Below are 18217 nucleotides of genomic sequence, written 5' to 3' on the forward strand. Positions count from 1 at the left end.
GCACCGGCCCGGATCCTGTCCAAATGGTAAAGTGGATGCCATGCTGGCATCCTTGGACAAGGCGGGCCGGGTGGTCATCCCGAAGGAGGCCCGGGACCAGCTCGGGCTCGGGCCCGACGTCCAGCTCGAGGTGACGTTGACCGGTGACGGCCTGCTCCTGACCCCCGTTCGCCGTCCCGCCAGGCGTGTCATCGAGGTCGACGGCTGGCCGGTGATCGAGGCCGTGCGCGGCATGACGGTGACCGACGCCGACGTCCAGGCCTGGCGCGCCGATGGCCAACGCTGACGGCTGGGCGGTCGACACGAGCGTCGCCGTGGCCGCGCTCGACGGGGGTCACGCGGCTCACGGCCCATGCGTGGCGGCCGTTCGTGAACACCGACCTGCGCTCGCCGGCCATGCCGCATACGAGGTCTTCGCGGTGCTCACCCGGATGCCGGGGCGGCTGGCAGTGGACGCCACCGACGCGGCCACACTGGTCGAGCGCGTCTTCCCGCAGGTGGCATGGCTGTCGGTGAACGCCGGTCGCAGGCTGCGGGGCCGGCTGGCGTCCCTGGGCATCATCGGCGGGGCCGTCTACGACGCCCTCGTCGGCGAGGCTGCCCGCACCAACCGGCTCCGGCTGCTCACCCGGGACCTGCGTGCCTGCCGGACCTATGACCTGCTCGGCGTGGACCACGTGTTCATCGGGCCCTGACCCTCACGAGCAGGCTCCGGCGCCGGCCCTGCGCCCGGTCAGTCGATGACGCTTGCAGCCCGGTCCGCGTGCGCGATGCGGGGAAGCTCGATCTTCGGACAGGTGTCCATGACCACCCGCAGTCCGGCTCCTTCGGCACGCGTCGCGGCATCGTTGTCGACGACCCCCAGCTGCAGCCAGACCGACTCGATGCCGAGGCGGTCCTTCTCGGCGATTGCCTGGTCGACCAGGGCGCCCGCCCGCGAGCTGTTCACGAAGAGGTCGACGACCGCGACCTTCGTGCCGTCCGGGATGTCCGCCAGGGATGCATAGCCCGGCTCACCGTGTACCACCGCGGCACGCGGATGGACGGGGACCAGCCGCATGCCCAGCTCGCGTTGCAACCACCGGGAGACACCGTACGCGGTGCGGTCGGGGTTGTTCCCCAACCCGACCACGGCCCAGGTGGCGGGTGTCGTGAGCAGGTCCCGGATCACGGCTGGGTCGTTGTGGTGCAGGCTCATGAGTCCCATCCTCACACGCTGGCCCGGCGGCCGCTCGAGCGGCAGCACGTGCCCGGGCCGCGGACGGCAGCCGTGCGAGGATGACGTCCATGCGCTTCGGTATCTTCGTGCCCCAGGGCTGGCGGATGGACCTGGTCGGTATCGAGCCCGAGCAGCAGTGGGATGCGATGAGCGGGCTGGCACGCTATGTCGACGAGGGCGACGCCTTCGAGTCGATCTGGGTCTTCGACCACTTCCACACCGTGCCGGCACCGACCCAGGAGGCCACCCATGAGGCGTGGTCGCTGATGGCCGGCTTCGCCGCGACGACCAGCCGGGTCCGGCTCGGGCAGATGTGCACCTGCATGAGCTACCGGAACCCGGCCTACCTCGCCAAGGTGGCGGCGACGGTCGACCACATCTCGGGTGGGCGTCTCGAGATGGGGATCGGCGGCGGCTGGTACGAGAAGGAATGGCGTGCCTACGGCTACGGGTTCCCCCCACCCCGGGAGCGGCTCGGCCGGCTCCGTGAGGGCGTTCGGATCTTCCGCGACCTGTGGACCACCGGCCAGGCCACGCTCGACGGCGAGCACTACCAGGTCGAGCGGGCCCGCTGCTACCCGCGGCCACTGCAGGGTACGGTGCTGCCGGGAAGCGAGCTGAACGGCATACCGATGTGGATCGCCGGTGGGGGTGAGCAGGTCACCCTCAAGATCGTGGCCCGCTATGCCGACTACGCCAACGTCGACGGGACACCTGAGGTGTTCGCCCACAAGAGCGAGGTGCTGCGTGGACACTGCGCCGACGTCGGCAGGGACTTCGATGCGATCGTCCGGACGGCCGACTACAACGTCTTCATCGCCGAGACCGAGTCGGAGCTGGACGACCGTTTCAGGTTCTACGCGGACACCCTGCGCCGCGGCGGGATCCCCGAGCCGAAGATCGAGCGCAGCGTCGCTGCGATGCGCCGGGGCCCCGCCGTGGGCACCCCTGAGCAGATCGTCGAGACGTTCCAGGGGCTGGCCGGCCTCGGCCTCGGCTACGCGATCACGAACTTCTTCGACGCAGCCTACGACCGGTCCGGCATCGACCTGTTCACCTCGCAGGTCATCCCGGCACTGGGTGGCTGACGGGTCGCCCCCGTCGGCGCGGTCACAGCTTGCGTAGGCGATAGATGCACGGCCGCGCCCGCGCCGCGGGGCCCCGCGCGCCCGCCGGAACCTTGAGTGCCACGTCGTCGACGAGGCGCCACCCGTGATAGGCGGCCACGATGTCGTCCCGGGTGGCGCCCCGCGGGCCGGGACCAGCCATCGGGTGGAACGCGACCATCACCAGCGTCGCGCCCGACCGGGCGATCGCGCTCTCCGCCCGGACCACGCGGGCGCGGGCACCGTCGGACATGCCGTGGAAGCAGCCGCCGTCCAGGAACAGGTCCACGCCGGGCTCGACGAGCTGCTCGAGCCGCCCCACGTCGCCCTCGACGAAGTCGACCTGCACCTGGTGCTCCTGCGCGCGTTGCCGAGCGAGCGCCAGCGCCTTCGGAACCGCGTCGACGCCGGTCACCTGCCAGCCGCGCCGGGCCAGGGCGATCGAGTAGCGTCCCTTCCCGCAGCCGACGTCGACCGCCCGCCCGTGCGGAGGGCCCCCGCGGTTCTCCTGCTCGGCGAGCACGCCGAGCACCTGGTCGCCCTGGCCCGGGATGACGTCGCTGCGGTCCCAGGGCGTGAAGCCGACCGCGTAGGCCAACGTGTAGAACCACGACCTCTGCTGCCACGACATCCGTTGCCTTCCGACGAGCCGGCACCCTCGGTCATTGTGGGCGCCTCGGGGTGACGTGTCGAGGTATCAGGCCGCCGACGGGTGGGCGCCCACCGACGCGGGGCCGGACCCCACCCGTCGAGGGTCTCGCTCAGGCCTTGGCGGCGGCGAAGCCCTGCTCGAGGTCGGCGATGATGTCGTCGATGTGCTCGATGCCGACGGACAGGCGCACCAGCCCCGGGGTCACCCCGGCGGCGAGGCGGTCCTCGTCGGGCCCCTGCGAGTGCGTCGTCGAGGCCGGGTGGATCACGAGTGAGCGGACGTCACCGATGTTGGCCACGTGGCTGTGCAGCGTGAGGCCCTCGACGAACTTGCGGCCCGCCTCGAGCCCGCCCTTGATCTCGAAGGCCAGGACCGCGCCGGCGCCCTTGGGCACGTACTTCCGGGCCAGCTCGTAGCTCGGGTCGCCGGGCAGGGACGCCCAGACCACGCGCTCGACCTGGTCGTGCCCCTGCAGGAACGCCGCGACCTGGTGGGTGTTCGCGATGTGCCGCTCGACGCGCAGGCTCAGGGTCTCGATGCCCTGGCCGACGAGGAAGGCGTTGAAGGGCGAGATCGCGCTGCCCAGGTCGCGCAGCAGCTGCACCCGGGCCTTGAGGATGAAGGAGAGGTTGACCCCGAAGGCGCCGTCCTTGCCCAGGTCGCGCGCGTAGACCAGCCCGTGGTAGCTCGGGTCGGGCTGGTTGAAGCCGGGGAAGCGCTCCGGGTACTGCCCGTAGTCGAAGGCGCCCGAGTCGACGATCACGCCGGCGATCGAGGTGCCGTGCCCGCCGAGGTACTTCGTGGCCGCGTGCACGACGACGTCGGCCCCGTGCTCGATGGGGCGCAGCAGGTAGGGCGTGGCGATCGTGTTGTCGACGATCAGCGGCACGCCGAGCTCGTGCGCCACCGCGGCGACGGCCTCGATGTCCAGGACGTCGGACTTCGGGTTGGCGATCGACTCGCCGAAGAAGGCCTTCGTGTTCGGCCGCGCCGCGGCCCGCCACGCTTCGGGGTCGGCCGTGTCATCGACGAAGCTGACCTCGATGCCCAGCTTGGGCAGGGTGTGCTTGAAGAGGTTGACCGTGCCGCCGTAGAGGGCGGGGCTCGCGACGACGTGGTCACCCGCCTCGGCGAGGTTCGCGATGGCGAAGAAGGTGGCGGACATGCCCGAGCTGAGCAGCAGGGCGCCGACCCCGCCCTCGAGGGAGGCGATGCGCTGCTCGACCGCGTCCTGGGTCGGGTTCATGATGCGGGTGTAGATGTTGCCGAGCTCCGAGAGGGCGAAGAGGTTCTTCGCGTGCTCCGTGTCGCGGAAGACGAACGAGGTCGTCTGGTAGATCGGCAGGGCGCGTGCGCCGGTCGTCGGCTCGGCCTGCTCCTGGCCGACGTGGATCTGACGCGTCTCGAAGGACCAGTTCCGGGTGTCACCCATCGTGCTTCCTCGTATCCAGTTGCTCGGTGTGTCTAGTTGCTCGGTGTCGGTGCCGGGGCACCGACGGGTCTGATCGGTGCGGGAGGGGTCTCTCCGCGCTTGCCGGCGATGGTAGTCGTCGGCCGGGTCCTCACCCGGGGCACCCCACCGCGGGTGGGAGGGTTGCCGGCCAGCGAGCCGGGGCTTCGCGCTGACGCTCATGACCTCGACCCGAGGGTATGCCGCCGAGCGGGCTCCCGCCCTCCCGTGTCCTCATGCTGGACGGCGGGGACGTCGCCGGGCGGGTCTAGGATGAACGCCGATCAACCGACTGCCCTCGACAGCCCTAAGGAGCACAGTGAGGATCACCGTCGTTGGACTGGGCAAGATCGGCCTGCCCCTCGCCGTGCAGTTCGCCCGCTCCGGCCATCAGGTCATCGGGGCCGACGTCAGCGACCGGGTCGTCGGGCAGGTGAACCAGGCGGTCGAGCCCTTCCCGGGCGAGGCACACCTGGCGGACTACCTGGCGAGCGTGGTCGGTTCCGGCTCGTTGACCGCAACCACCGACACGACCGGGGCGGTCAGCCAGAGCGACGCCGTCGTGGTCGTGGTGCCGCTGTTCGTCGACGACGACGCCAGACCGGACTTCGCGGCGATGGACTCGGCCACCGACGACATCGCCGCCGGGCTGCGGGCGCAGAACGAGACCCTGGTCGTCTACGAGACGACCCTGCCCGTCGGCACGACGCGCACCCGCTGGAAACCCCGCCTCGAACGGGGCTCCGGGCTGGTCGAGGGCGACGGCTTCGACCTCGTGTTCTCACCGGAACGCGTCCTGACCGGCCGCGTCTTCGCCGACCTGCGGCGCTACCCCAAGCTGGTCGGCGGGCTGTCGCCACGTGGCGGTGCACTGGCCCGGGACTTCTACGAGCAGGTCCTCCAGTTCGACACGCGACCCGACCTCGAGCGGGGCAACGGCGTGTGGGACCTCGGTTCGGCCGAGGCGGCCGAGCTGGCCAAGCTCGCGGAGACGACCTACCGCGACGTCAACATCGGGCTCGCCAACCAGTTCGGCCGGTTCGCGGCGGCGCACGGGATCGACATCTACCAGGTCATCGCCGCCAGCAACTCCCAGCCGTACAGCCACATCCACCGTCCGGGCATCGCGGTCGGCGGACACTGCATCCCGGTCTACCCGCGGCTGTACCTCTGGAACGACCCGGATGCGACGGTGGTGCGGGCGGCCCGCGAGGCCAACGCGGCGATGCCGGCGTACACGGTCGGTCTGGCCGAGGGTGCGCTGGGGTCGCTGAGCGGTCGGCGGGTGGCCGTGCTCGGCGCCTCCTACCGTGGCGGGGTCAAGGAGACCGCGTTCTCGGGTGTCTTCGCCACGGTGGAGGTGCTGCGTGAGCGCGGTGCGCAGGTCAGCGTCCACGACCCGATGTACACGCCCGACGAGCTGGCCGGCTTCGGCTGGGAGGCCTACGAGCTGGGCACCCCGACCGACGTCGCCATCGTCCAGGCCGACCACGCGCAGTACCGCACGATCGGGGCTGCGGACCTGCCCGGGGTCCAGGTCGTGGTCGACGGGCGCAAGGTGCTCGACCGGGCGCGGTTCGAGGGGGTCCGCTTCCTGGTCGTCGGCCAGGCCGAGACCAGCCGTGCCGAGACGGCGCCCGCAGCCGAGCCGCTGGCGGCCGAGCCGGGAGCGCACCGGTGAGCGCCCGGGTGGCCCCGTCGGCCGACGTCGCGCAGAACGCCTCGATCGGCGACGGGTCGGCGATCTGGCACCTGGCCCAGGTGCGCGAGGACGCCGTGCTCGGTACCGGGTGCATCGTGGGACGGGGCGCCTACGTCGGGCCGGGCGTGCGGATGGGCGACAACTGCAAGCTGCAGAACTACGCGCTCGTCTACGAGCCGGCGGTGCTGGAGGACGGGGTCTTCGTCGGCCCGGCGGTCGTGTTCACCAACGACCACTACCCGCGGTCGGTCTCCCCGGACGGCGTGCTCAAGCGCGGCGACGACTGGGAAGCCGTCGGCGTGACCTGTCGGCAGGGGGCCTCCATCGGGGCCCGCTCGGTGTGCGTCGCCCCGGTCACGATCGGCCGGTGGGCGCTCGTGGCGGCCGGTTCCGTGGTGATCCGGGACGTGCCCGACTTCGCCCTGGTCGCGGGGGTCCCCGCCCGCCGGGTCCGGTGGGTCGGCCGGGCGGGCGTCCCGCTCGAGCCCGACGGCGACGGGTTGTGGCGGTGCCCGCAGACCGGTGCCCGGTACCGCGAGGACGACGAGACCCTTACGGAGGTCGACCAGTGAGCGAGTTCATCCCACCGGCCAAGCCCCTCATCGGCGACGACGAGATCGCGGCGGTGACCCGAGTGCTGCGTTCCGGGATGCTGGCCCAGGGACCCGAGGTCAAGGCCTTCGAGGAGGAGTTCGCGGCGCACTTCGGACTCGACCGGCCCTGCGTGGCGGTCAACTCCGGCACGTCCGGCCTGCAGCTCGGGTTGCTCTCCTGCGGGGTGAAGCCGGGCGACGAGGTGATCGTGCCGTCGTTCACCTTCGCCGCAACGGCCAACTCGGTGGCGCTGACCGGGGCGACGCCGGTCTTCGCCGACATCGACGCCGACGACTTCTGCCTGTCCCCGGCGGCGGTCGAGGCCGCCATCACCGAACGCACGGTCGGGGTGATGCCGGTGCACCTGTACGGTCACCCGGCGAAGATGGACGCCATCATGGCGACCGCCGACCGGCACGGGGTCCAGGTCTTCGAGGACGCCGCCCAGGCCCACGGCGCGACCCTGCACGGCACGCCGGTCGGCGCGTTCGGGGCCTTCGCGATGTTCTCGCTCTACCCGACCAAGAACATGACCTCCGGCGAGGGCGGCATGGTGTCGGTCGCCGACGCCGGCATCGAGCGGCTGGTGCGGCTCTACCGGAACCAGGGCATGGAGCGGCAGTACCACAACGAGGTCGTCGGCTTCAACATGCGCATGACCGACATCCACGCGGCGATCGGCCGCGAGCAGCTGAAGAAGGTCGACGCCTGGACCGCCCGACGCCAGCAGAACGCCGCCTTCCTGAGCGCGCACCTCGAGGGGGTCGTGCCGCCCCCGGTCGCCGAGGGCGCGGTGCACGTCTACCACCAGTACACCGTGCGGGTGCCCGAGGACCGTGACGGCCTCGCCGCCGCGCTGCGGGCGGAGTACCAGGTCGGGTCGGGCATGTTCTACCCCGTGCCGAACCACCGGCTGGCGCCGTTCGCGGTGCCGGTCGAGCTGCCCGAGACCGAGCGTGCCGCGGCGCAGTGTCTCTCGCTGCCGGTGCATCCTGCGCTGACCCAGGCCGACCTCGAGCGGATCGTCGCCGCGGTGAACGCGCTGGCCAAGGCGGGTGCCTGATGGCCGGCCTGCGGGCGGGCCTGATCGGGCTGGGCATGATGGGGCGCCACCATGCGCGGGTGCTCGGCTCGCTCGAGGGGGTGGACCTGGTGGCGGTCGCCGACCCGGGCGGGGACGTGCACGGCGTCGCCGGCGGCCGGCCCGTGCTCGCGACCATCGAGGAGCTGGTCGGCAAGGGCCTGGACTACTGCGTCGTCGCGGTGCCGACCGCCCTGCACGAGCCGATCGGGCTGGCCCTGGCCGAGGCCGGGGTGCCTGCGCTGATCGAGAAGCCGCTGGCCCAGGACGGGCCCGCCTCGCAGCGGCTCGTGGCGGCGTTCGAGGCGGCCGGCCTGGTCGGCGCGGTCGGGCACATCGAGCGCTACAACCCCGCGTTGCAGCAGGCCCGTGCCCGGATCGCGGCCGGCGATCTCGGGCGGGTCTACCAGGTGGCGACCCGTCGGCAGGGCCCGTTCCCGGCCCGCATCGCCGACGTCGGCGTCGTCAAGGACCTGGCCACCCACGACATCGACCTGACCGCCTGGGTCACCCAGCAGCCGTTCCGGCGGGTCAGCGCCAACACCGCCCTCAAGAGTGGTCGCCGGCACGAGGACCTGGTCGCGGCCACCGGCCTGCTGGCCGACGGCACCGTCACCAACCACCTGGTCAACTGGCTCTCACCGCTGAAGGAACGGGTCACCACGATCACCGGCGAGAAGGGCGCCTTCGTGGCCGACACCCTGACCGCCGACCTGACCTTCTTCGCCAACGGCTCGGTCCCGGTGACCCGGGACGAGCTGGCCCAGTTCCGCGGCGTCACGGAGGGTGACGTCGTCCGCTACGCGATCGCCAAACCCGAGCCGTTGCGCGTGGAGCACGAGCAGTTCCGCGATGCCGTGCTGGGCAGGCAGGCCGACATCGTGACCATGCGCGAGGGCCACAACACCGTGCTGGTCGCCGAGGCGATGATCACCTCGGCCGAGACCGGCAACGTCGTGGACCTGACCGGTCTCGTGGGCGGCTGACCTCGTCGGGACGCCGTGACATCGGGTGGCCGTGACGACCCATGCCGTACGGTCCGGCCGCGTCACGGCCGACGGGCGCGCAACCCCAGGACCTCGAGGGCGGTCCGGATGTCCTTCCAGCTCAGTGCCGCCCACCCGAGGGCGAACGCCACCGTGACGAGCAGCTGCGTGGCGGCCGGCTGCGACCTGGACCACCACACGGCCCAGGCGACGAGTGCTGCGGCGCCGACGAACCGCACCGCCAGCATGGTCCACCGGTGGCGCCGCGTCACCCAGACGACCACGAGCGGGACGCCCCCCACGAGGGTGGTGCCGAGCAGGTAGCCGACGGCGACGCCCATGATCCCCAGCCGGGCGGGCAGCACGAACCAGGCGGCGACTCCGACGAGCATGCCGAGCAGGCTGGCGCCGCTCGAGACGTAGATCCCCCGCGGGGTGGAGGTGTTGAGCGCGTTCACGGCGCCGACCCCGACCGTGGTCATCAGGACGGCGGCGAGCAGGACCGCGAGCAGGTCCGCCGCAGGCGCGAAGTCGGGCGGCCAGACCAGCTGGACGACCAGCCGGCTGAGCAGCGCCAGCACGCCGAGGACACCGACCATCGCGACGACCAGGCTGCGGGTGGCCAGGTCCGTCTGCCGCCGGAAGGCAGCCTCGTCGCCGCGGCCCCACGCCTCCGCCATGGTGGGGAAGAGCACGAGGCTCAGCGCGGCCGCGATGAGTGAGGACGGCGTGGCCAGCGTCAGCGCCGCTGCGTAGTAGCCGGTGTCCTCCCTGGAGGCGACCCTGGTGGCGGCGACGACGGACAGCTGCACAAAGCCGCTGCTGGCCAGTGTGCCCATCGTGCCGACGGTCACGAAACGGTCGATCTCGCTTCGCAGGCGACGGTCCAGCCCGCCCCTGGCGCCGTGCGGCCAGCCGCCCGCGGCGTAGGCGGCATACGACAGCGCCATGGGCAGCAGCAGCCACAGGCCGCGAGCGCCGGTCGCCAGCACGACCACGAGCGCCGCGAGCCCGGTCACGGTGGAGGCCACGTCCCACAACGTGGCGCGATGCACCTGGCCGACGCCGAACAGGACGCCGCGGGTGTAGCTGTAGACCGAGAAACCGGCCACCCACACGGCCAGCAGCAACCCACCCACGAGGTCGGCGCCGTGCAACGCCATCCAGAGCGGGACGGCGCTCAGGGCGAGGACGACGGCGGCCTGCACGGTACGGCGCGACAGGTGGCCGGCCACCGCCCGGACCTGCTCCTGGTCGCCGGCCCCCCGCGCCAGGGCGAGGTACTTCGAGGCCGCGCTGCCGGTGCTGGTGGGCCACATCAGGGCCAGCAGGGTGCCGAGCGAGATGGCGCTCTGGACGATGCCCAGGGCCACGGTCCCCGCCAGACGGCCGACCAAGGCGTTCGTGACGAACCGCAGGAGCCCCTGTGAGGCGACGCCGGTCAGTCCGAGCAGGCCGCGGGTGGTGATGGAGCCGTGCGTGGGTTCGTCGAGCCGGACCGGCCGGATCAGGCGAGCGCGGTCGGATCCGGTCACCGGCGAGCCGCCCGGTAGGCGCCCGCAACGACCGGCCGCGGACGAACCTCGACGATGCTGCGGATCCTCACGTCGGCGACCCTACCGTCGGGCCCTGGCGACGTCGCTCGCTGCAGGTGTCGGGTCTTGTGGTCGCCGGTAGCATCGTGTCGTGAGCAACCCCGACTTCGACCTGTTCCGGACGTCCGAGGACCACGAGACCCTGCGCGAGGCAGTGCGCGCGGTGGCCGAGGACAAGATCGCACCGTTCGCTGCGGAGGTCGACGAGAAGGCCCGCTACCCCCAGGAGGCGCACGAGGCGCTCGTCGCCGCGGACTTCTTCGCGCCCCACGTCCCCGAGGAGTACGGCGGGGTCGGCGCCGACGCCTTGGCCACCTGCATCGTCATCGAGGAGGTCGCGCGCGTCTGTGCCTCCAGCTCGCTGATCCCCGCGGTCAACAAGCTCGGCTCGATGCCGCTGATCCTGGCCGCGAGCGAGGACGTCAAGAAGCGCTACCTGCCGCCGCTGGCCGCCGGCAAGGTGGCCTTCTCCTACGGCCTGTCCGAGCGGGAGGCGGGCTCGGACACCGCCTCGATGAAGTGCCGGGCGACCCCGGACGGTGACGACTGGGTACTGAACGGACAGAAGTCGTGGATCACCAACGCGGGCGTGTCCGAGTACTACACCGTCCTCGCGGTGACCGATCCGGACGGCAAACGCGGCAGCAACGTCAGCGCCTTCGTCGTGGAGAAGTCCGACGCCGGGTTCACCTTCGGTGAGAAGGAGCGCAAGCTCGGCATCAAGGGCAGCCCGACGCGAGAGCTGCACTTCGACCACGTGAAGATCCCGGGGGACCGGCTCGTCGGGGCGCTCGGCGACGGGCTGAAGATCGCCCTGCGCACGCTCGACCACACTCGCGTCACCATCGGGGCGCAGGCGGTGGGCATCGCGCAGGGGGCGCTCGACGGGGCGCTGGCCTACGTCAAGGAGCGCAAGCAGTTCGGCAAGCACATCGCCGACTTCCAGGGCGTCCAGTTCATGCTGGCCGACATGGCGATGGAGCTCGAGGCTGCCAGGCAGATGGTGTACGTGGCCGCTGCCAAGTCCGAGCGCCAGGACAAGGACCTGTCCTTCTTCGGTGCGGCGGCCAAGTGCTATGCGTCGGATGTGGCGATGCGGGTCACCACCGACGCGGTCCAGCTGCTCGGCGGGGCCGGCTACACGCAGGACTTCCCCCTCGAGCGGATGCTGCGCGACGCCAAGATCACCCAGATCTACGAGGGCACCAACCAGGTCCAGCGCATCGTGATGGCCCGTGCGCTGCTGAAGTGAGCCGGGCACCGGGGGTGGGCGAGGCGGCCGACCGGCCCGTGACCGGGGACCGGTCGGCGCTGCCCGCGGTGAGCGTCATACTCCCGATCCTCGACGAGGAGCGTCACCTGGCCGACGCCGTGCACTTGATCCTCGCGCAGGACTACGCGGGCTCGCTCGAGGTGGTCCTCGCGCTCGGCCCGTCCCGCGACCGGACGGACGAGGTGGCGGGCCGCCTGGCCGCCGCGGACGCGCGCGTCCGGCTGGTCGCCAACCCGACCGGTCGCACCCCCGACGGGCTCAATGCCGCCATCGCGGCATCGACCGGCGAGGTCGTCGTGCGGGTGGACGGCCATGCGGAGATCCCGACCGACTACGTCTCGACGGCCGTGCGCGAGCTGATCCGGGTCGGGGCCGACAACGTGGGCGGCATCATGGACGCCCGGGGCACCGACGACTTCGAGCGCGCCGTGGCCTGCGCCATGCGCAGCCGGATCGGGGTGGGCAGCTCGGCGTTCCACCTCGGGGGGCAGACGGGGGAGTCCGAGACCGTCTACCTCGGGGTGTTCCGACGCGAGATCCTCGAACGGGTGGGCGGGTACGACCCGCACTTCGCCCGGGCACAGGACTGGGAGATGAACCACCGCATCCGGCAGGCCGGCGGCAGGGTGTGGTTCACCCCCGAGCTCAAGGTCACCTATCGTCCCCGGAGCACCTTCGCCGCCCTGGCCAGGCAGTACTTCCACTACGGCCGCTGGCGGCGGGTCGTCGCGCGGCACCACGAGGGCACCATCAACCTGCGCTACCTGGCGGCGCCCACCATGGTGCTCGGCACGGCCGTGGCGCTGGTCGCGGGCGCGCGGTGGCGACCGGCGTGGCTGGTGCCGGCCGCGTATGCGACGGCTGTCACCGTCGGCGGGCTGTCCATCACCGGCGGCCAGAGCATCCGGACGAAGGCGCTGGCCCCCATGGTGCTGGCCACTATGCACTGGGCCTGGGGGGTCGGCTTCCTGTCCAGTCCTCGCCGGTTGGCGCGTTGACCCCGCGGGCCGCGGCGGCCCCGAGGACCGCCGTCGCAGCCTTGTCGGCCACGGAGTCCTGGCTGGCGGACGCGCGGGTCCAGGCCGCGAGCCGGTCGGACTCCTCGCTGCTGGTGGTGCGCCGGAGCGCGGCGCGCATCGCCTCCGCGACCTCGTCCGGTGACCACGTACAGGCCCAGCCCAGCCCGTGGGCCCGGACCAGCTCGTGCCCCGGCCCGGGGCCGGCGTAGATGACCGGGGTGCCGCACGCCGTGACCGCGAACATCTTGGTCGGGTAGGCGTAGTCGTAGCCCATGCCGGGACGCAGCGAGGCGAGGCCCGCGCTGGCTCGGCTCAGCTCCGCCGCAATGACCTCGCCCGGGACCCGACCGGGGAAGCTCACCTGTCCGGGAGCGACCGCGTCGGCCAGCTGGTTCAGCCGACCGGTCTGCACCCCCTGTCCGTACATCCGCAGCCGGGCGTCGGGCCGCTCCGCGGCGATCTGGCCGAAGGCGCGGACGAACACCTCCGCGCCCTGCAGCTCCGACATGGTGCCGGCGTAGACGAAGGTCGGCGTCGACCCGTCGTGCGGCAGCGGTCGGAACGTGTCGGTGTCAACGCCGGTGCCTACCACCACGACGCGGTGGCCGGCGCCCACCAGCTGTCGCACGTCGTCGGCGACGCCGGTGGACACGGTCAGGACGACCGCGGCGCCACGCATGGCCCAACGCTCGAGGGCGCGCAGCGCGACGACCACGGGTCTCGGAACACCGATGCCCGCAGCGGCGGTGGACGAGATGTCGCCCGCGTAGTAGGCGTACGGGACCCGGCGCAGCGCACCGACGATGCGGACGACAGCCCCGGTCGTCGGGGGTGGCTCCACCACGACGACGTCGGGTCGGCGCGAGAGCAGCAGTCGCGCCAGCAGGGGCACGTCGAAGCTCGCGTACTGGAGGTAGCCGCGCACGTTGCCGCCGCGGTCGCGCAGCACTGGCCAGCGGCGCAGCCGTATGCCGTCCGCTCCCCATCCCTCGGGGACCCCGCGCGGGGGGGTGGTGGTCAGGACTTCGACCTCGGCCCCGTGGCGTGCCAGCCGTCGTGCCAGCGAGCCGAGCCGGTATGCCGCTGCGCCGGGCTCGGGAGGGAAGATGCGACTGGCGATCGTGACGCGTGTGGCCGACATTGCCGCCGAGGTTACCAGCCGGGACCGGTCGCTCCGGGGCTGTCGCGGCGCAGGATCGAGTGCTCCTCGCGAGTCAGCTCGCCAGCAGGCGGTAGTACCCGGAGAGCTCACGAGCGCTGCGGGCCAGGCTCCGTTCCCGAATCACGAACCGGCGGGCCGAGGCTCCTCGCTCGGCCCGGGCAAGGTCGTCGGAGGACAGCATCACGCTCATCGCGTGGGTCAAGGCGTCGACGTCGCCCTCGGGCACCAGCAGGCCGCTCTCGGGATCGACCATCTCCGGCATCCCGCCGCTCGCGTATGCGACCACCGGGGTACCGCAGGACTGGGCCTCCAGCAGCACGAGCCCGGCCGCTTCGCGACGTCCGCCGGACTCCTTGCTGGGCACGACCATGACCGAGGCCCGTCGCATCTGATCGAGCACGCCCGCACGGTCCAGCTGACCGCACATCGTGACGTGGGGCAGGTCGCGGGCCGCTCGGGCCAGGCCACCGGCCAGCGGTCCGTCGCCGATGACGACGAGCTCGTGCGGGACCTGCTCGCGCAGCCGGGTGGAGGCGCGGACCAGGTCGCGGATGCCCTTGTGCTCGCTCAGGGACCCGACGAAGAGCACTCGGGCCGGCTCCGGCCCCGCGCCGGGGGTGAACAGGTCCGTGTCGATGCCCTGGTAGTGCACCTGCAGCCTGTCACTCGGGAAGCCCGCCGTCACCGCAACGTCCGCGAGGTAGCTGCTGACGGCCAGCATCAGGGTGGCCTGCTCGCACGCGAGCCGGATGTTGTGGTGGTGCCAGCGGCGCATCGCGGTGTCCGCGGCCCGCGTGGCCGTGAACACGTCCGCCCCGTGCAGGGTGGTCAGTAGCGGTACGCCGGCGGTGTGCGCGGCCCGCACGGCCGGCCAGGACCACGTCGCGAAGTGCTGGTGGATGACGCTCGGGCGGTATCGCACGATCGCCCGGGCCATGACGGGCATCGCAGCCGGAATGAGCCGTTCCCGCCAGCGGAACGCCATCCTGCGCACCGGCACGAAGTCGTCGACCGGCACGCCCACCGTCCGGTCGGTGACCATCGCCGCCAGCGTGAAGAAGCGGAAGTCGAACTCGTCCCGCAACGCGACGGCGTGCGCCAGCGCGAAATAGGTCGGCGGCACCAGCAGGGTGCTCTTGGACAGGGCGATCCTCACTGCGGGACACCTCCCCCGGCCGCGCCCGGTGTCGCTCGCGGTGACACGCTCACCTCAAGCCCGGGTCGTCGACGGTCCGGCCAGGAGGCGCTCGACGATGCCGGCCATGACCGCGGCATCCGTCTCGTCGCTCAGCGCCCGGGCATGCGTGTCGGCAGCCTTCTTGCTCCGGCGGATGCGGTCGGCGTCGAGGTGGTCCAGAGCGGCGGTGAAGGCCTCCTGGGTGAAGTCGTCGGCGACCACCCCCAGGTCGAGGTCCCGCACGAGGCGGGCCATCTCGGGCGAGGGGCCGACGGCTTGGGCCAGCCGTGCCTGGACGAAGTCGAAGAACTTGTTCGGCAGGGCGAACTCGGCGTTGACGTTGATGGGGGGCATGCAGAACGCCCCGACGTCGTAGGCGTTGAGCGTGGCCGGAAGCTCGTCCGGCGGCACCGGGTCGTGGAAGCGGACCCGCTCGGAGCCTTGTGCCAGCTCGTGCAGCTCGCGAAGGTAGCGGCCGCCGTCGGCCGCGGGCACGAGGTAGAGGTCGAGGGTGAACCGGGGGAGTGCCAGGGTCGAGCGGATGAGCATCTCGAGGTTGCGGCCCCGGATCGCGGCGCCGCTGTGGACCAGGCGCACTCCGGCGTCGTCGAGGGGGGTCGGCGCCAGGTCGCGGTACGGACCGGCGTTGCGGACGACTTCGCAGGCGACGCCATACGTGTCCGTGTAACGCAGCGCGAGCGGTTCACACACGGTCGTGACCGCGCCGCAGCCCGGGAGGTACCGACGGCAGATGTCGTCCATGAGCGGACCTATCAACGTCCGCCAGACGAGGACGTGCGAGAACTCCTCGGCCGCCCACTCGTGCATGTCCGCCCAGGTCGGAGCCCCGTGCGCGACCGCGAAGGCGAGCGGCAGGGCACGCGCGTCGTTGGCCACCACCAGGTCAAACCGGGCGTCTCCGACGAGGTCCCGCGCCTGTCGCAGGCCACGAGCCGCGAGCTCGACCCGGCGATGCCGACGCAGCGCCAGACCGAGCACGCCACCCACGGACCGAGGCAGCGATGGAGCGCCGTCGTCGACCCGAAGGTGACCCGCCGTGCCGTCCGGTGCCGGCCCGTATCCCACCGTCGTGACGTCCCCGTGCCTGGCCAGCACCCTCAGCTGGCGCAGGACCCGGGCGTCACGGGTGAGGGGTGACAGCGAGATGCTGAGGATGCGGGCGCGCGGCACAGACGGCGAGTATAGCCACCCCTGCGCGATCGACCCTGCGCGATCGCCCTGCGCTGGCGGCTCACCGGGCGCAGGCGACTCGTTCGTAGAGCGTGTAGGGGGCGGCGGTGGCGACGCGGCGCCACGCCGGGGAGGCGCCGACGCCGTCGATGCCGGCGTACAGCTTCTCGCGACCCTTCGCCCACGAGAAGGGCTCTCCGCCCGTGATCGCCCAGCTTACCCCTTGGCGCTCGGCGGCCGCGCACACTGCAGGGTCGGTGCCCACCTCGTCGAGGCGTTGCGCCAGCAGCTGCCGGTCCGCGTCGGTGTCGGCCTTCTCGGTCGGGATGAGCAGCCGCCGGCCACTGACTATGTAGAGGTATGTTGCGCCGTTCCACGGGTTCGCGGCCACGACCGCGTCGGGCGGCAGGTAGGCGGACAGGGCCCGCAGGGAGTGCAGCTCCTGGTCGCTCACCCAGGAGTCCGCGGGCTCCGGGTGGAAGTAGCGGTGCAGGATGTGCTCGTGTGCGCCGACGTACCCGTGGGTGACCGCGAGGAAGGCCAGCAGGGCGGCACCCGTCGTGAGCAGGCTCGTGTCGCGATGTCGGTGCAGCCATCCGGCGAGGTCGCCGACTGCGACGAACGCCGCGGTGGCCGCGATGACGGCAGGCAGGATCGCGACCGACTGCAGACGGACCGAGTTGTTGTACCAGGGCCAGGTGAACAGTCGGACCGCGGGCGAGTCTACGGCCACGTTGAGCCAGAAGAGGGCGAGGAAGACCACCAGCCCGGACACGACCCAACGGCCGCCGCGGTGCCGCACGAGGATGACGAGGACGCCGACCAGGACGATGACCGCGAGCATCGGCAGGGCCTTGGTGTCGCGCGGCGCGAACAGGAGAAGGTCGTGCCACGCCCGGGAGGCGCTCTCCTCCGGCCCGGCCTCCCCGGTGTCGAACATCGACCTCGGTCGTAGCGCCAGCCCGGCGGCTGCGACGAGCAGGACCGCGACGACGACCCCGAGGCTGCCGGCCAGGGTCCGCCGCTCGCTGCGGTGGATCCAGGCGCGGGCCAGCGCCCGGCCGAGCACGATGAGGGCCACGAAGACGCACAGCGCGACGAACGCGTTGGGGTGGGCCAGCGCCAGGCCCGGCAAAGACACACCGAGCAGCAGGGTCGCGGTGCGGCGCGGCGCGGCGGTGAACGGGGGTCTGGCTCGGGAGCCGAGGACCGAGACGAACAGTAGGAGCGCGGCCGGCAGCAGGGCACCGCCGAAGAGGTTGGGCCACAGCACCCCGAAACCCATGAGCAGGTAGGGAAAACCGGTGAAGCAGGCCGAGCCGACCCCGGCCGCCAGGGCCACGGTCGGGCGGCGCCCCAGCACCGACATCGCCAGGCCGATGCAGGCCAGTGGCCAAGCGAGCCCGACGACCGCCAGCACGAAGACCGTGGTGGCGACCACGACCGAGCTGCCGCTGAGCAGCGCGGTGCTGGCCGTGAAGGTGTGGAAGGCCGCCGGGTAGAAGCCCGTGCCGCTCGATGACGAGAACCCCGCCGCGTGCAGCACCGAGATGTCGCGGTGCTGCAGCATCCACTGGGCGGCACCGAGGTGGAAGATCGTGTCGGGGTGCTGCGGGATCGCCTCCGGCGTCTCGAGCTGGGTGCGGATCGACAGCAGCACCAGGGCCAGGGCGACGGCTACCCCGACCAGCGAGAAGACCAGCGGGCCGCCGTCCGGGAGTGTCCCGCGTCGGGCGAGCCAGCGTCCGACGCCGCCGACCAGGACGACGCAGACCGTGAGGCTGACGACCAGGACCGGCCCGGTCCAGGCGATCCCGAGGGCGGCGCACACCACGCCCGAGGTGGTCAGGAAGGTCGTGGTCAGGACCGGGCCGACCGTGGCAGCGGCCAGCGGCCTGAGCCGGGCCGCGAGCGCCGCCACGGTACCCGGCACGAAGAGCAGGGCGACGGCCACCACGAACACTGGGACCGCCTCGAGCCAGGTCGTCGAGCCGGGGATGAGTATGCCCA

General features: G+C 72.1%; 17 protein-coding genes and 1 riboswitch. Of the genes, 9 read left to right on the forward strand and 8 right to left on the reverse strand.

Going from position 1 to position 18217, the window contains the following annotated elements:
- The first annotated feature begins 40 nt into the window (after positions 1 to 40).
- Together WMI84_RS06315 and WMI84_RS06320 are read left to right on the forward strand one after the other, a co-directional pair.
- A complete protein-coding gene (locus tag WMI84_RS06315) occupies positions 41 to 286 on the forward strand; it encodes an AbrB/MazE/SpoVT family DNA-binding domain-containing protein (RefSeq protein WP_347351399.1) in 246 nt (81 codons plus the stop codon).
- Positions 273 to 695: a PIN domain-containing protein gene (locus tag WMI84_RS06320; RefSeq protein ID WP_347351401.1), complete on the forward strand. Its 423-nt coding sequence runs from the start codon at positions 273 to 275 to the stop codon at positions 693 to 695. Before WMI84_RS06315 ends, WMI84_RS06320 begins: the two co-directional genes overlap by 14 nt.
- A gap of 38 nt (positions 696 to 733) precedes the next feature.
- Here WMI84_RS06320 and WMI84_RS06325 read toward each other — a convergent pair whose 3' ends face one another.
- Positions 734 to 1198, reverse strand: a complete 465-nt coding sequence (locus tag WMI84_RS06325; protein ID WP_347351402.1) for a CoA-binding protein — start codon at positions 1196 to 1198, stop codon at positions 734 to 736.
- Positions 1199 to 1287: 89 nt separating this feature from the next.
- Between WMI84_RS06325 and WMI84_RS06330 the strand changes: the two genes are divergently transcribed.
- On the forward strand, positions 1288 to 2307 hold the full coding sequence (locus WMI84_RS06330; protein WP_347351403.1) for an LLM class F420-dependent oxidoreductase: 1020 nt from the start codon (positions 1288 to 1290) through the stop codon (positions 2305 to 2307).
- 22 nt (positions 2308 to 2329) lie between these two features.
- On the opposite strand, the gene WMI84_RS06335 is transcribed toward WMI84_RS06330, so the two are convergent.
- A complete protein-coding gene (locus WMI84_RS06335; protein WP_347351405.1) occupies positions 2330 to 2956 on the reverse strand; it encodes a class I SAM-dependent methyltransferase in 627 nt (208 codons plus the stop codon).
- A gap of 130 nt (positions 2957 to 3086) precedes the next feature.
- On the reverse strand, positions 3087 to 4409 hold the full coding sequence (locus WMI84_RS06340) for a bifunctional o-acetylhomoserine/o-acetylserine sulfhydrylase (protein ID WP_347351407.1): 1323 nt from the start codon (positions 4407 to 4409) through the stop codon (positions 3087 to 3089).
- A gap of 90 nt (positions 4410 to 4499) precedes the next feature.
- A riboswitch (SAM riboswitch) is annotated at positions 4500 to 4614 on the reverse strand.
- A gap of 132 nt (positions 4615 to 4746) precedes the next feature.
- On the opposite strand from WMI84_RS06340, the gene WMI84_RS06345 reads away from it, so the two are divergent.
- Genes WMI84_RS06345 through WMI84_RS06360 form a run of 4 tightly spaced genes read left to right on the forward strand, consistent with a single transcriptional unit; the run spans position 4747 to position 8790 of the window.
- Positions 4747 to 6108: a nucleotide sugar dehydrogenase gene (locus WMI84_RS06345; RefSeq protein ID WP_347351409.1), complete on the forward strand. Its 1362-nt coding sequence runs from the start codon at positions 4747 to 4749 to the stop codon at positions 6106 to 6108.
- A complete protein-coding gene (locus WMI84_RS06350) occupies positions 6105 to 6701 on the forward strand; it encodes an acyltransferase (protein ID WP_347351410.1) in 597 nt (198 codons plus the stop codon). The genes WMI84_RS06345 and WMI84_RS06350 overlap by 4 nt, the downstream gene beginning before the upstream one ends.
- A complete protein-coding gene (locus WMI84_RS06355; protein WP_347351411.1) occupies positions 6698 to 7786 on the forward strand; it encodes a DegT/DnrJ/EryC1/StrS family aminotransferase in 1089 nt (362 codons plus the stop codon). The genes WMI84_RS06350 and WMI84_RS06355 overlap by 4 nt, the downstream gene beginning before the upstream one ends.
- On the forward strand, positions 7786 to 8790 hold the full coding sequence (locus WMI84_RS06360; protein WP_347351413.1) for a Gfo/Idh/MocA family oxidoreductase: 1005 nt from the start codon (positions 7786 to 7788) through the stop codon (positions 8788 to 8790). The genes WMI84_RS06355 and WMI84_RS06360 overlap by 1 nt, the downstream gene beginning before the upstream one ends.
- 62 nt (positions 8791 to 8852) lie before the next feature.
- Here the strand turns inward: WMI84_RS06360 and WMI84_RS06365 are convergent, their stop codons facing one another.
- Positions 8853 to 10325 (reverse strand): hypothetical protein, encoded by a 1473-nt coding sequence (locus tag WMI84_RS06365; RefSeq protein WP_347351415.1) that lies wholly within the window; start codon positions 10323 to 10325, stop codon positions 8853 to 8855.
- A gap of 151 nt (positions 10326 to 10476) precedes the next feature.
- Here WMI84_RS06365 and WMI84_RS06370 point away from each other — a divergent pair, with 151 nt between their 5' ends.
- Positions 10477 to 11637: an acyl-CoA dehydrogenase family protein gene (locus WMI84_RS06370; protein WP_347351416.1), complete on the forward strand. Its 1161-nt coding sequence runs from the start codon at positions 10477 to 10479 to the stop codon at positions 11635 to 11637.
- Positions 11638 to 11696: 59 nt separating this feature from the next.
- Entirely contained in the window at positions 11697 to 12656 is a 960-nt protein-coding gene (locus WMI84_RS06375; RefSeq protein WP_347351427.1) for a glycosyltransferase family 2 protein, read from the forward strand.
- Here WMI84_RS06375 and WMI84_RS06380 read toward each other — a convergent pair.
- The 4 genes from WMI84_RS06380 to WMI84_RS06395 form a co-directional block, all read right to left on the reverse strand.
- Positions 12598 to 13818 carry a glycosyltransferase gene (locus WMI84_RS06380; protein ID WP_347351418.1) on the reverse strand — a complete coding sequence of 407 codons (1221 nt, stop codon included), beginning with the start codon at positions 13816 to 13818 and terminating at the stop codon, positions 12598 to 12600. The two genes, WMI84_RS06375 and WMI84_RS06380, sit on opposite strands and share 59 nt — an antisense overlap.
- A gap of 73 nt (positions 13819 to 13891) precedes the next feature.
- Positions 13892 to 14995 carry a glycosyltransferase gene (locus WMI84_RS06385; RefSeq protein ID WP_347351420.1) on the reverse strand — a complete coding sequence of 368 codons (1104 nt, stop codon included), beginning with the start codon at positions 14993 to 14995 and terminating at the stop codon, positions 13892 to 13894.
- 54 nt (positions 14996 to 15049) lie between these two features.
- A complete protein-coding gene (locus tag WMI84_RS06390) occupies positions 15050 to 16207 on the reverse strand; it encodes a hypothetical protein (protein ID WP_347351422.1) in 1158 nt (385 codons plus the stop codon).
- A gap of 61 nt (positions 16208 to 16268) precedes the next feature.
- Positions 16269 to 18217, reverse strand: a 1949-nt coding sequence (locus tag WMI84_RS06395; RefSeq protein ID WP_347351423.1) for a DUF6541 family protein, incomplete at its 5' end; no start/stop codon positions are given.

Source organism: Intrasporangium sp. (assembly GCF_039812505.1).
Classification (GTDB): domain Bacteria; phylum Actinomycetota; class Actinomycetes; order Actinomycetales; family Dermatophilaceae; genus Intrasporangium_A.